Source organism: Nocardia altamirensis NBRC 108246 (assembly GCF_001612685.1).
GTDB lineage: Bacteria > Actinomycetota > Actinomycetes > Mycobacteriales > Mycobacteriaceae > Nocardia > Nocardia altamirensis.
In genome coordinates, this window is sequence record NZ_BDAY01000036.1 from 75287 (window position 1) to 86725 (window position 11439).

Consider the following 11439-nt stretch of genomic DNA (forward strand, 5'->3'; position numbering starts at 1 on the left):
AGTTTGTTGCCTACGTCACTCCGGGCCGCACGCGGCTACGGACGGTGTCGGCGCCGCGGCGCCACCGCAGGCAGGTGACGGCCCGCCGAGTACGAGGACACGTGCATGACTCCAACCGAACTCCCCCGCGTCGGCGTGATCGGCGCGGGCCCGTCCGGGATCACCGCCGCCAAACGCCTACAGGACCACGGCATTCCGTTCGACTGCTTCGAAGCCTCCGACGAGGTCGGCGGCAACTGGTACTTCCGCAATCCCAACGGCATGTCGGCCTGCTACCAAAGTTTGCATATAGATACGTCCAAGTGGCGCTTGGCCTTCGAGGACTATCCGGTACCCGCCGACTGGCCGGACTTCCCACACCACTCGCAGCTGTTCCAGTACTTCAAGGACTACGTCGACCACTTCGGGTTGCGCGACAAGATCCTGTTCAACACCAAGGTGACCGCGGCCGAGCGACAGCACGACGGCAGCTGGCTCGTCACCAGCAGCGACGGCATGACCCGCGCCTACGACGCGCTGATCGTGTGCAACGGTCATCACTGGGACCCGAATCTGCCGGATTACCCAGGCGAATTCGACGGCGTGCTGCTGCACAGCCATGCCTACAACGATCCGTTCGACCCGGTGGACATGCGCGGCAAGCGAGTCGTGGTCGTCGGCATGGGCAATTCCGGTCTCGATATCGCCTCGGAGCTGTCGCAGCGCTTCCTCGCCGCGAAACTGACCGTTTCGGCGCGGCGCGGCGTCTGGGTGCTGCCGAAATACGTGCACGGCAAGGTCGGTGACAAACAATCGGTGCCACCGTGGATTCCGCGCAAGGTGGCGCTCAAGCTCAAGCAGCGATTCGTGCGGAAGTTCCGCGGCGACATGGAGTTCTACGGTCTCCCCAAGCCGGATCATCGACCGTTCGAAGCCCATCCCTCCGCCAGCGAGGAGTTCCTGCATCGCGCAGGCTGTGGCGATATCGCGTTCAAACCGGCCATCACCGCACTGGAGGGGCCGCGGGTTCGCTTTGCCGACGGCAGCACCGAGGAGGTGGACGTGATCGTCTGTGCCACCGGCTATCACATCAATTTTCCGTTCCTGCGCGAGCCGGAGCTGTTGCCGGACAACAGGAATCGGTTCCCGCTGTTCCAGCACATGATGAAACCGGGGGTGCCGAGCCTGTTCTTCCTCGGCCTCGCGCAACCGCTGCCGACCCTGGTGAACTTCGCCGAGCAGCAGAGCAAGTTCGTCGCCGCCTACCTGACCGGCAAGTACCTGCCGCCGCCGGTGGCGGAGATGGACGCGGCCATCCGCGCGGCCGAAGCCGCCAGATCCGACCGCTACTACGATTCGCCGCGACACACCATCCAGATCGAGTTCGAACCCTACGTGCGAAACATGCAGCGGGAGATGGCCAACGGCGCGAAACGTGCTGCCGCCGCAGGAAATCCGCTGCCGGTGCCCGCTCGCGTCCTGGCGGACATCCGATGAGTTCAGGATCGCGCAGCGACGCGACGGGCAGTGCGACGGGCGGGCCGACTTCGGGATTCTGCGCCGAGCAATTCGCGGACGTGCGCACGGAATTGGCGGCCCAGATCGACTCCGGCGCGGAACTCGGCGCGTCGATCTGCGTCACCGTGGACGGCGTGCCCGTCGTCGACCTCTGGGGTGGGCACCGCGACCCCGAGCGCACGATGCCGTGGACCGAGGACACCTTGGTCGACGTCTTCTCGATCAGCAAGACCATGACCGCGCTCAGCGCGTTGCTACTCGTCGACCGCGGCGCGCTGGATGTGCGGCAGCGGGTGGCGCACTACTGGCCGGAGTTCGCCGCGAACAGCAAGGGCGACATCGAGATTCGGCAGCTGCTCGGCCACACCTCCGGCGTCTCCGGCTGGCAGCCGCCGATCGAGCTGAACGATATCTACGACGCCGAGTCCGCGGCGGCCCGCCTCGCGGCCCAGCCGTCGTGGTGGGCGCCAGGCACCGCCTCCGGCTACCACGTGCTGAACTACGGGCATCTGATCGGCGAGGTGATCCGCCGCATCACCGGGCAGACGCTCGGCGAGTTCTTCGCCGCCGAACTGGCCGGGCCGCTCGGCGCCGACTTCCATATCGGCACCCCGTCACAGCACCATCACCGGATCGCGCCCCTCGTCCCGCCGCCCATGCTCGAATTCGACATGGCCGCACTCGACCAGGAGAGCATCCTGGTCAAGACTCTTACCAGCCCGCTGCTCGACATCGCCGAGACCTCGAGCCGCGCCTGGCGCGAGGCCGAAATCGGCGCGGTGAACGGCCACGGCAACGCCCGCTCGGTGGCGCGGGTGCAGTCGCTCGTCTCCTGCGGCGGCGTGCTCGACGGGCGACACTTCCTGTCCGAGCAGACCATCGAGCTCATCTTCGAACAGCAGTCCGACGGCGTCGATCTCGCGCTGCTGGTGCCGCTGCGGTTCGGCATCGGCTACGGCCTGCCGCAGCCGCAGACCGCACCGGAAGTGCCCGACGGCCGCGTCTGCTGGTGGGCAGGCTACGGCGGTGCGATGGTGGTGAACGATCTCGACCACCGAATCACCTTCGCGTACACCATGAACAAGATGGCGCCGGGACTGATCGGTTCGGAGCGGGCCGACGGCTATCTGCGTGCGGTGTTCGGGGCCGTACGCGCCGAAGAGAAAGTGCGATAGATGACAGAGCCTTTCGACCCGCAGGCGTTCGCCGCCGCGGCGGCCGCCCGGTTGACCGGGCCTGGCGGACGGTGCGAGATGGTGGTCGAGGACGTGCTCGGCGTGCCGCTGCCGGTGCTGCGGCACCGGGAGACATCGCTCGGTGCGGTGCTCGCCGCGTCGACCGTGCACGGCGCGCGCGACTACCTGGTCACCGAGGACCGCCGGATGTCGTTCACCGAGCACGCGGCCGCGGTCGGCGCGCTGGCCACGGCGTTGCGGGACCGATACGGCGTCGAGAAGGGTGACCGGGTCGGCATTCTGGCCGCCAACACCGCCGAATGGGTGCTGACGTTCTGGGCCGCACAGTGTCTCGGCGCGATCGCGGTGGGGTACAACGCTTGGTGGGCGCCGCGCGAGATCGCCTACGGCGTCGCGCACACCAGGCCCGCCGTACTCGTCGTCGACGCGAAACGCGCGGCGCTGCTCGCGGAGTTGGACATTCGCGTTCCGGTGCTGACCATGGAGCACGACGTGCCCGCGCTGATCGACGAGTTCGCCTGCGACACACTCCCACTCGCGGAGGTCGACGAGGACGATCCGGCGGTGGTGCTGTACACGAGCGGGACGAGCGGACGACCGAAGGGCGCGGTGCACTCGCATCGAAACCTGATCGCGGTGATCGGCTACCACGTGTTCAACGACGCGCTCGCCGCCGAGTTCACCGGCGCGGCCGAATTGCCGAGCGGCCGTAGTTATCTGCTCACCTCGCCGCTGTTCCACATCGCCAGCCTGCACAACCTGGTGGTGCCGAGGCTGGTGACCGGCGACGCCGCGGTGCTCTATCGTGGCTCGTTCGATGCCGATCAGGTGCTGCGCCTGATCGCCCGTGAGCGCGTCACCAACTGGGGCGCCATGCCGACCATGGCCACCCGCCTGCTGGAGCGGGACCTGTCCAGCTACGACCTGTCCTCGCTCACCTCGTTCTCGCTGAACTCGGCGCCGTCCTCGGCCGCACTGCAACAGCAACTGCGCGAACGACTTCCGATCGCCAGAACCGCGTTGGTCACCAGCTACGGGCTCACCGAATGCAGTACCGCGGCCACCATGGCCAGTCCCGCCGAACTCGCGGCGTTCCCGGATACGGTGGGTCGCCCCGTCCTCGGTGTCAGCGTGGAAATCCGCGACAGCGCGGGCAACGCGGTACCCGACGGCACCGAAGGCGAGATCTGCGTGCGCAGTTCGTATGTGATGCTCGGCTATTGGGACGACGAGGCGGCCACCGCAGCGGCCGTCACCGCGGATCGGTGGCTGCGCACCGGCGATATCGGCGTGCGCACCGACGGCAGGCTGCGCCTGTCCGGCCGGCGCTCGGATCTCATCCTGCGCGGCGGGGAGAACGTCTATCCCGTCGAGATCGAGCAGTGCCTGGAGGAGCATCCCGCGGTGCGCGAGTGCGCGGTGATCGGCGTTCCCGACGCCGATCTCGGCCAGCAGGTCGCCGCGCTCGTCGTGGTCGACGACCGCGCGCCGGTCACCGAAGCCGAGCTGCGCGCGTTCACCGCGGAGCGTCTCGCCTACTACAAGGTGCCTGCCCGCTGGCGACTCACCACGACGGACTTGCCGCGCAACGCGACCGGCAAGGTGGTGCGCACCGCCATCGAGGTCTGACCCGGTCGCGCCGAAGGCCGAGCTCAGCGGATGACAACAGCGTAAAATTGCGGACGATCGGGCGACCTGTGTCGCCCGGCCGCTCGCAAGGAGTCAACGTGGACGTTTCCGAGCATCAGGTTTTCGAGTACCGGGGCAGGGCCGTGGCCTTCGAGCGCGCAGGCAGCGGCGCGCCGGTGGTGTTCCTGCACAACGCGGGCACCCAACGCCATATCTGGGACGACCAGATCGCGGCACTGCGGCGCGCGCACGAGGTCTTCGCGCTCGACCTGCCCGGCTACGGGGACTCCGAGCAGCCCGCCGACGGCTACCGTCTCGCCGATTACGTCGCCATGCTCGACGCGTTCCTGGAGACGCACCGCCTTACTGATGTCGCACTTGTCGGCAACTGCCTCGGCAGCGCCACCTCACTGAGCTATGCGATGGGGCGCTCGGATCGGGTGCGGGCACTCGTGCTCATCAATCCGCTGACCGCGAAGACCGTCAGCTCCGGGCAGTCGGCGGGACTGGCCTGGGCGGACGCGCGGCTTCCGCTGGCGCCACTGGCGCGCAGGCTCGCGCTGCCAGGCCCTGCGGTCTCGCTGATCATCGCCAGCCAGCTCGGTGCGCGCGGTCGCCGCCAGCGGCTGTACAACTCGCCGCGGCTGCGCGCGCATTGGTCCGATCGCGGCAGGCTGCGCGCGCTGGACGGCCTGGTCCAGGACTTCCCTGCCTTCGCAGCGCTCGACACGTTCACGCCGCCGCCGGGGTTCCCGCCGATCTGCACGCTCTGGGGCAAGCAGAACCGCATCCTCTCGGCGCGCGCAGGCGCCAGGCTCAATCGGACGCTGCGCCCGCACACCGCGGTCGAGCTGGCGGACTGCGGTCACCTGCCGATGATGGAGGACCCGGATCGGGTCACCTCGGTCATCACCGATTTCCTCGCGGCGACCAGCCGGGTGGCGATGCCGGAGGCTGCGGCCGGTTCCTGAGCTCACCCGCCCTGGCCGACCCGCTCACAGCTCCCCGGAAGCCGGGTACATCGTGGCGAAGCTGTCCGAGCGCGCGCCACAACCCATGCACTCGAATTCGACACCGAGCGTGAGCAACCAGCGCATCCGCGTGTGGCACGTATCGCACATGAAGTCGATGCCCGACGCGTGACAGCAGGCGCGCTTGCGAATGAACCAATTCGCCCGATGTCGGCACGGGACGGTGTCGAAGCGGAAGGTACAGGAGGGCGCGGACGGCAGCGGGGCGACGATCTCCTCGAAAGTCGTTGGGGCCGTATCGGAATTCATCAGGGGGTACCTCCGGCGGAGCAGAGCGGGAACCGACTTCGGTCTCCCTTCGGGTAGACCGTTCGAAGATCGTTTAACACCTCGAACACCCTTCAGATCGTTAGCCTGATATTTGCCGTTACTCGGTGTAGTTTCAGAGTCCGATACGTCCGTTACCGCCCGTCAGCCGGGTTTGATGCGAGACCTTCCGGGAACCCGGTCGAAGAGAGCCGTCGAGGAAAGGGATCCGTCATGTTGTTACGCCGACTTGCCCGCCCACTACTGGCCACTGTCTTCGTCGTGGAGGGTGTCGATACGTTGCGTCGCCCGGAATCCCGCGTCAAGGCAGCGACCGAATTGGTGCAGCGCGGTCAACGACAGTTGCCCGAGCAGTACGCCGCAAAGTTGCCCAGCGATCCGGGCACCGTGGTCAAGGTCAACGCGGGCGCCCAGGTCGTCGGTGGTGTGCTGCTTGCGATCGGTAAGGCGCCGCGCCTGGCCGCGCTCGTGTTGGCGGCGACGGTCGTGCCTGCCACGATCACCGAACAGGACTTCTGGAACGAACCGGATCCGGCGCTGAAAGCAAGCAAGCGCAACGCTTTCCTCAAGGATCTCGGCCTGCTCGGCGGGCTGATGATCGCCGCGGCCGATACCGAGGGCAAGCCCTCGCTCGGCTGGCGTGGCAGGCGGGCCGCCCGTGACGCGGCCGCCACCGTGAGCGCGGCGCTCCCGTTCACCGGGTCGTCGGACAGCGCGACGGCGGAGGCATTGCGCCGCCGGGCACACGAAGTCGCATCGGCAGCGAGCTCTTTCGGCAGCGTCGCCGCGACGAAGGGTGCCGAGCTCGCCGAGACCGTGCAGCAGCACGGGCCGGAATGGGCCGCTGCCGCAAAGGAACACGCGGCTCCCCTGGCCGAGACGGCTAAGGAACGCGGGGCGGAACTGGCGGACGTGGCCAAGCACCGCGGCGCCGAACTCGCGGAACTCGCCAAGGAGCGGGGCCCGAAGTGGGCGGACGTCGCCAAGCACCGCGGCGCCGAATTCGCCGAACTCGCCAAGGAGCGCGGCGCGGAACTGGCCGATGTGGCCAAGCACCGCGGCGCCGAATGGGCCGAGATCGCCAGGGAACGAGCGGAGTTGGCCGCGGAGTTGGCGCGGGAGCGTGCCGAGGTGGCCGGCGAGCTGGCGAAGGAACGCGGCGCCGCGCTGGCCGAGGCCGCCCGCGACCGTGGTCCCGAGCTCGCCGACACCGCGCGTAAGCGTGGCGGTCGGTTCGCTGAGTCCGCACGGCATCGCGTCGAGTCGAAACTGCACTGAGACTCGTTCGGACGCGGGGGCATTCCACCGGCCGGAGGCCACCCGCGTCCGAGATCTACGCGGTCTCTCCGTATCCCACGCTCTCGACGAACCCCGGCACACTCTCGGCCAGCACGGCATCCAGCGACCGCACCCGATGGAAGCTCGGCGCCAGGCCGGTGACCTCGATGGCACGGTCGACGCACCGGTCCTTGGTGATCAATACCATTCTGCGCCGGGTCGTTTCGGCCTGTGCCTGCGCGTCGACCAGGACCTGGAGGCCTGCGGCCGCCAGGAAGGTGACCGGCGAGAGATCGAGCACCACCACGGACGACCGCGCACCGAGCACCCGCGACACCTGATCACGGAAGCTCGGCGCGGTCCACAGATCGATCTCGCCGTCCACCCGCATCATGGCGATGTGCTGACGCGGTCGACACACCGAAAAACGAAGCATGCCAGGGACTCTCGTCACCGACCGGCCCGGAGCCGCGGCGGCGCTCCGCTCGTCGTTACTGCTGGCCATATGCCGACTCCTCGGTCTGCCGCCCCACGGGACAGACCTGTCTACCAAGTGAAGCACGGCCGGTCGGCGCTGTACAGCAGCGTTATCGCAAGAGTGCGTACGCAAGCATGAGGTCAGCTCGCGGCTTGCTTGCCGAGCGCGCCTGCGAACAGCAGCCCGCCGATGATCGCCGCGGGGACACCGAGGGCGATGGTGCCGATGACGGCGCCGATCGGGGCGGCGGCCGCACCGGTCACCAGGCAACCGCCGAGGAACCCCGGCACGGCAAGGACTCCGATCGTCGGCACCGCCGCCGCGGCGCCGACCAAGGCGCCGCCTGCCACACAGCCGATGCCTGCGCCGATGGTCGTGCCGATCAGCGTGCCGAGCGCCACGCCGAGGCCTGCGACGGTGGCGAAGTTCATCACGGCGGTGTTGAAGTCGGTGGACTGCGGATCGATCGCGATGTCGCGCAGCTCCGGCGGTGCCGGTTTTGCGGCGGCGGGGTCGGTGTTCGGCGTCAGCGTCGCGGTGTTGCCGTCGATCGTCGCTGTGATGGGCCACACTTTGTCGTCGCGCTGATAGGTCAGCGGCATCGACACGAGGAGCCGGCCGGTGCTGTCGTTCACCAGGAAGCGCCCGTTGTCGGTGGTCAGCGATCCCGCGTCGGTGGTCAGCACGACCGATTTGTCGACCACGCCTGCGGTGTAGTGGATTTCGGAGGTCGCGGCCTCGGCGTGCGACATGCCCGCCGCACCGATCATGGCGGCCACCGTGACCAGCACCGTCACGAAAGTTGTTCTACCCATGGGATTCCCTCATCTTCTCGCACCGCGGCATCCGCCGCGCGCGCTCCGCGGTGCGCTCGACGACGCACGCTGAATACGAAAGGTGTTGCAGAGAAGCAATATTGGCGAGTCAGCCGAGACTGGTCGGGTCGCCGTGCAGAGCGGTACGTGGTACCGCGGAAGGACGCTAGCCTCAGCGTTGCCGATCACGCAACCAGTGCTCAGCGAATGTCGGCCAGCTCACACCAGGGCCGCCACCTCGGACAATTCGGTCGAAATTGCCGGGAACTACCGGGCGTAGTGGTCCGACTAAGTGGTCATGCAGCGAACAGCCATGCGGATCAGCCCGCAGGGAGACTTCGGTGTGGTGGTCGAGGATTTCGACGCCACATCGCACGACGACATCCGCGCGGTCAAGCGCGCCGTCTACCGCGACCGGATCGCCGTGCTCAAGGGCATCGAGCTCGATCCGCACCAATTCGTCGCGCTGGCAAGTCGTTTCGGGGATCCGGTGCGGTACTACGAGCCGATCTACGCGCACCCCGAGGTGCCCGATGTGTTCGTTTCGTCCAATGTCGACACCGGCGAGCAGCGGGTCGGCGTGCCGAAGACCGGAAAGTTCTGGCATTCGGACTATCAGTTCATGCCGAGGGCGTTCGACCTCACCTTCATCCACCCGCAGGTGGTGCCCACGCACAACAGGGGCACCTACTTCATCGACCTCGCCGCCGCCTACCGGATGCTCAGCCCTGAGCTGCGGCACTCCATCGCGGGCACGGTGGCGACGCACAGCGTCCACCGCTATTTCAAGATCCGCCCGAGCGATGTCTACCGGCCCATCTCGGAGCTGCTCGCAGAAATCGAGCGCAAGACGCCCCCGGTGACCGCGCCGACCGTACATACGCACCCACACACCGGCGAACCGGTGGTGTACATCAGCGAGGGCTTCACCACGAACATCACCGCGCCCGACGGCACCGACCGGCCCGACCTGCTGCGCGAATTGCTCACGGCCACTGGGCAACTCGACGACACCATGGCGCATCCGGCGATCCGGCTGCAAACATTCGAGCGAGGCGACCTGCTGATTTGGGACAACCGCACCATGGTGCATCGGGCGCTGCACACCGCCACCGCCGAACCCTCGGTCTCGCACCGGGTCACCGTGTACGACGACGCGGACGGCCGCGCATGACCGAGCAACTGTTCGCGAATGACCCGGCGCTGCTGTCGGAGGTGTTGCGCTGTTATCAGCCGCACTGCCGCTACCTGCGCTCGGCGAGCGTCCGGGTGCACGGCGAACAAGCCACCGCCACCGGCGAATTCGAGATTCCGGCGTCCTGCTATATCGACGCGACCGGGCACCTCAACTCGGTCGAGGCGAACATCTGCTACAACCAGTTGCTCTACCAGACCGTCGCGGTGCTGGTGCGGCACAACGTCGGCACGCTGTTCAGCGGCTGGACCATGGACGAATACTGGCGTCGCCAACTGCCCGACATCCTCATCACGCGCTTCGACAGCACGTTCCGGCGGCCGATCACCCCACAACGATTCACCGGAGAATTCACCCTGCACAGCGGCGTGGCACGGACCAGCACCGTCGACGGAGCTCCGTACACCTCGCTGGACACCTCGTTCCGGTTCTGGGACACCAACGGTGGGCACTGCGCGGGCCGGGTCCGGTTAGCCATCGTGACCACGGCCCAACCGCTGGGCGCCGCCCGATGACCGCGCGCACGGTGACCTCGACGCTGGCCGCGCATGCGCGCGACCGTCCGGCCACCGTGGCCATCGCCTGCGCAGGCCTCGAACTCGACTACGCACAGCTGCGGGGCGACAGCATCCGGCTCGCCCGCGCGCTCGCCGCGGCCGGGATCGCCGCGGGCAGTCGGGTGGCCTACCTCGGCCAGGAATCCGTCTACTACTACGCGCTGTTCTTCGCCTGCGCCCGCACCGGCGCGGTGCTCGTGCCGATCAACTTCCGGCTGACAGCGCCGGAAGTCGAACACATCATCGCGGACTCGGGCAGCACGCTGGTGCTGGTCGACGCCGACACCGCCCAGATCGCGCACGCCGCCGCACCGCATGCTCGGATCGTCCGGCTCGACGGCGACGACTTCGCCGGGTGGCTGGCCGAAGCCGCCGACCCGGAGCCGGAAACACCGCCGTCCGGCCGCGACGATGCGGTGATCCAGCTGTACACCAGCGGAACCACCGGGCTGCCCAAAGGTGTTGTGCTGGCCCAACGCAGCTTCTTCGCCATCGCGGACGCGCTCGCGGCGGCCGGGCTCGACTGGATCGACTTCCGGGACGGCGACCGCAGCCTGATCGGCATCCCCGGCTTTCATGTCGGCGGAATCTGGTGGGCCATGCAGGGTTTCGCGGCGGGCATCACCAATGTGGCGATGCCACGGTTCGACAGCAGCACGGCCGTGTCGCTCATCGAGGAAGCCAGGATCACCACCCTGTGCGTGGTCCCGTCGATGCTGCGGCTGATCATCGGCGAGCCAGGCGTCGCCCCGGCGACGGTCAGCTCGGTACGCAAGGTCGTCTATGGTGGGTCGCCCATTTCGGAGACGCTGCTGCAAGAGGCGCTGGCGCTCTTCGACGCCGACTTCGCGCAGATCTACGGGCTCACCGAGACCGGGAACACCGCGATCTGTCTTCCGCCGAAACAGCATGTCGTCGGCAATCATCGGCTGGCCGCGGCGGGCCGCCCGTATCCCGGTGTGTCCGTGCGGATCATCGATGCGGCGGGCATCGAGCGGAAGACCGGCGAGGTGGGCGAGATCTGCCTGCGCACCCCGGCGGCCATGCTCGGCTACTGGCAGCTGCCCGCGGCCACCGCCGACACCTTGATCGACGGCTGGATCCACACCGGGGACGCGGGCTACGTCGACGGTGACGGATACCTGTACATCCGAGACCGGTTGAAAGACATGATCATCGTGGGCGGCGAGAACATCTACCCCGCCGAGATCGAGAACGTCCTCGCCAAACATCCGGCCGTGGCGGATTCGGCGGTGATCGGCGTGCCGGACGACACGCTCGGCGAGGCGGTGCACGCGTTCGTCGCCTGTCGCCCCGGTGCGGAGGTCAGGGCGCGCGAGTTGATGACGTTCTGCCGGGAGAACCTGGCGCAGTTCAAGATTCCGGTGCGTTTCGAGTTCCTCGACCGCATTCCCCGCAATCCCAGCGGCAAGATCCTGCGCTGGCAGCTGCGCGACCGGTTCTGGGCCGACCGCGAGAGACAGGTCAATTAGCGC

11 protein-coding genes are annotated in these 11439 nt (G+C 67.8%); 8 read left to right on the forward strand and 3 right to left on the reverse strand.

The features are described from left to right. Window positions 1-105 precede the first annotated feature (105 nt). The 4 genes from NA11_RS20015 to NA11_RS20030 all read left to right on the forward strand — a co-directional run bounded on the left by NA11_RS20015 (window position 106) and on the right by NA11_RS20030 (window position 5293). On the forward strand, window positions 106-1476 hold the full coding sequence (locus NA11_RS20015; RefSeq protein WP_069163463.1) for a flavin-containing monooxygenase: 1371 nt from the start codon (window positions 106-108) through the stop codon (window positions 1474-1476). Beyond that, window positions 1473-2672, forward strand: a complete 1200-nt coding sequence (locus NA11_RS20020) for a serine hydrolase domain-containing protein (RefSeq protein ID WP_069163464.1) — start codon at window positions 1473-1475, stop codon at window positions 2670-2672. The genes NA11_RS20015 and NA11_RS20020 overlap by 4 nt, the downstream gene beginning before the upstream one ends. After that, window positions 2673-4322: a steroid-24-oyl-CoA synthetase gene (gene casG / locus NA11_RS20025; protein WP_069163465.1), complete on the forward strand. Its 1650-nt coding sequence runs from the start codon at window positions 2673-2675 to the stop codon at window positions 4320-4322. A gap of 98 nt (window positions 4323-4420) precedes the next feature. Next, window positions 4421-5293 (forward strand): alpha/beta fold hydrolase, encoded by an 873-nt coding sequence (locus NA11_RS20030; RefSeq protein ID WP_069163505.1) that lies wholly within the window; start codon window positions 4421-4423, stop codon window positions 5291-5293. 24 nt (window positions 5294-5317) lie between these two features. Here the strand turns inward: NA11_RS20030 and NA11_RS20035 are convergent, their stop codons facing one another. Beyond that, complete coding sequence (locus NA11_RS20035) at window positions 5318-5602, reverse strand: hypothetical protein (protein WP_069163466.1); 285 nt, start codon at window positions 5600-5602, stop codon at window positions 5318-5320. A gap of 231 nt (window positions 5603-5833) precedes the next feature. Here NA11_RS20035 and NA11_RS20040 point away from each other — a divergent pair, with 231 nt between their 5' ends. Then, window positions 5834-6898 carry a DoxX family protein gene (locus tag NA11_RS20040; RefSeq protein WP_069163467.1) on the forward strand — a complete coding sequence of 355 codons (1065 nt, stop codon included), beginning with the start codon at window positions 5834-5836 and terminating at the stop codon, window positions 6896-6898. 55 nt (window positions 6899-6953) lie between these two features. Here NA11_RS20040 and NA11_RS20045 read toward each other — a convergent pair whose 3' ends face one another. Both NA11_RS20045 and NA11_RS20050 read right to left on the reverse strand, forming a co-directional pair. After that, window positions 6954-7403, reverse strand: coding sequence for an STAS domain-containing protein (locus tag NA11_RS20045; protein WP_084654826.1), 450 nt, complete (start codon window positions 7401-7403; stop codon window positions 6954-6956). Between the two features lie 113 nt (window positions 7404-7516). Beyond that, on the reverse strand, window positions 7517-8191 hold the full coding sequence (locus NA11_RS20050; RefSeq protein ID WP_069163469.1) for a DUF8020 domain-containing protein: 675 nt from the start codon (window positions 8189-8191) through the stop codon (window positions 7517-7519). A gap of 298 nt (window positions 8192-8489) precedes the next feature. Between NA11_RS20050 and scoE the strand changes: the two genes are divergently transcribed. Genes scoE through NA11_RS20065 form a run of 3 tightly spaced genes read left to right on the forward strand, consistent with a single transcriptional unit; the run spans window position 8490 to window position 11436 of the window. After that, a complete protein-coding gene (gene scoE / locus NA11_RS20055) occupies window positions 8490-9365 on the forward strand; it encodes a (3R)-3-[(carboxymethyl)amino]fatty acid oxygenase/decarboxylase (protein WP_245746000.1) in 876 nt (291 codons plus the stop codon). Next, window positions 9362-9901 (forward strand): FcoT family thioesterase, encoded by a 540-nt coding sequence (locus tag NA11_RS20060; RefSeq protein WP_069163470.1) that lies wholly within the window; start codon window positions 9362-9364, stop codon window positions 9899-9901. Before scoE ends, NA11_RS20060 begins: the two co-directional genes overlap by 4 nt. Then, on the forward strand, window positions 9898-11436 hold the full coding sequence (locus tag NA11_RS20065) for a long-chain-fatty-acid--CoA ligase (RefSeq protein ID WP_069163471.1): 1539 nt from the start codon (window positions 9898-9900) through the stop codon (window positions 11434-11436). Before NA11_RS20060 ends, NA11_RS20065 begins: the two co-directional genes overlap by 4 nt. Window positions 11437-11439: the final 3 nt, after the last annotated feature.

Excerpts from the sequence above, each read along its gene's own strand:
- NA11_RS20035 (WP_069163466.1), bottom strand. The coding sequence starts at position 5,602 with ATGAATTCCGATACGGCCCCAACGACTTTCGAGGAGATCGTCGCCCCG.
- NA11_RS20050 (WP_069163469.1), bottom strand. The coding sequence starts at position 8,191 with ATGGGTAGAACAACTTTCGTGACGGTGCTGGTCACGGTGGCCGCCATG.
- NA11_RS20015 (WP_069163463.1), top strand. The coding sequence starts at position 106 with ATGACTCCAACCGAACTCCCCCGCGTCGGCGTGATCGGCGCGGGCCCG.
- NA11_RS20065 (WP_069163471.1), top strand. The coding sequence starts at position 9,898 with ATGACCGCGCGCACGGTGACCTCGACGCTGGCCGCGCATGCGCGCGAC.
- NA11_RS20040 (WP_069163467.1), top strand. The coding sequence starts at position 5,834 with ATGTTGTTACGCCGACTTGCCCGCCCACTACTGGCCACTGTCTTCGTC.
- NA11_RS20045 (WP_084654826.1), bottom strand. The coding sequence starts at position 7,403 with ATGGCCAGCAGTAACGACGAGCGGAGCGCCGCCGCGGCTCCGGGCCGG.
- scoE (WP_245746000.1), top strand. The coding sequence starts at position 8,490 with ATGCAGCGAACAGCCATGCGGATCAGCCCGCAGGGAGACTTCGGTGTG.
- NA11_RS20060 (WP_069163470.1), top strand. The coding sequence starts at position 9,362 with ATGACCGAGCAACTGTTCGCGAATGACCCGGCGCTGCTGTCGGAGGTG.
- casG (WP_069163465.1), top strand. The coding sequence starts at position 2,673 with ATGACAGAGCCTTTCGACCCGCAGGCGTTCGCCGCCGCGGCGGCCGCC.
- NA11_RS20020 (WP_069163464.1), top strand. The coding sequence starts at position 1,473 with ATGAGTTCAGGATCGCGCAGCGACGCGACGGGCAGTGCGACGGGCGGG.